Origin of the sequence: Enterobacter sp. 301B (assembly GCF_003850715.1) — a bacterium.
GTDB lineage: Bacteria > Pseudomonadota > Gammaproteobacteria > Enterobacterales > Enterobacteriaceae > Enterobacter > Enterobacter intestinihominis.
Window position 1 is genome coordinate 1 of sequence record NZ_PQTC01000078.1, and the last position, 610, is coordinate 610.

A 610-nucleotide genomic window follows, 5' to 3' on the forward strand; every position below is an offset into this window, starting at 1 on the left:
TTGTTGAGTTCGTTCGCGTCGCTGTCTTCGGCCTGTAGCGACCAGAAAACATCCTGCGAAATGCCCAGCACGTTCTTGACCGACACGTTGGAAAGCGATTTGTGCCAGCCCTGATTGTTGTCAATCAACGCACGCAGGCCGCAGGCATACGCCGGAGCCGGAAAGACTTCGTTTTCTCCGGTCTGCGGGTTGAAGGCGATGAAATCAGGCCAGATAAGCATTAGCTCACGATAGGCGAAGGTTGCGCGGTAGGCGATAGCTTCTGCCATCGTCGAGCAGCCGTAGCAACTGGCATAAACAAACGCACGCAGATTCTGCGCAATGACGCACAGCGCGGAGGTCACTTCTTCCGTGTCGTAATCCGGCACGGCCAGAATGCGCGGGCGATAACCCACCTTCTGTTCGGCAGTCAGAAACGCGTACATGCCGGTATAGCTGCCGTCTTCTGCCGTGCCACCCATGATGAGCTGCGACTGCGTTTTACCGCCTTCTTCTTCGGTCGCTGCTGCCACGCGCACAACGATGACCTTCGGGCTGGTCTGGTCAGCGATGGCTTTAAGCGTTTTGTACAGGGAGCCGGTTTTACCCGCCTTACCCAGTACGCTGTTAA

1 protein-coding gene is annotated in these 610 nt (G+C 56.6%); it reads right to left on the minus strand.

Annotation, left to right across the window (positions count from 1 at the left end; translation table 11 throughout):
* On the minus strand, window positions 1–610 hold a 610-nt coding region (locus tag C3451_RS24205; protein WP_192894895.1), incomplete at both ends, for a phage tail sheath subtilisin-like domain-containing protein.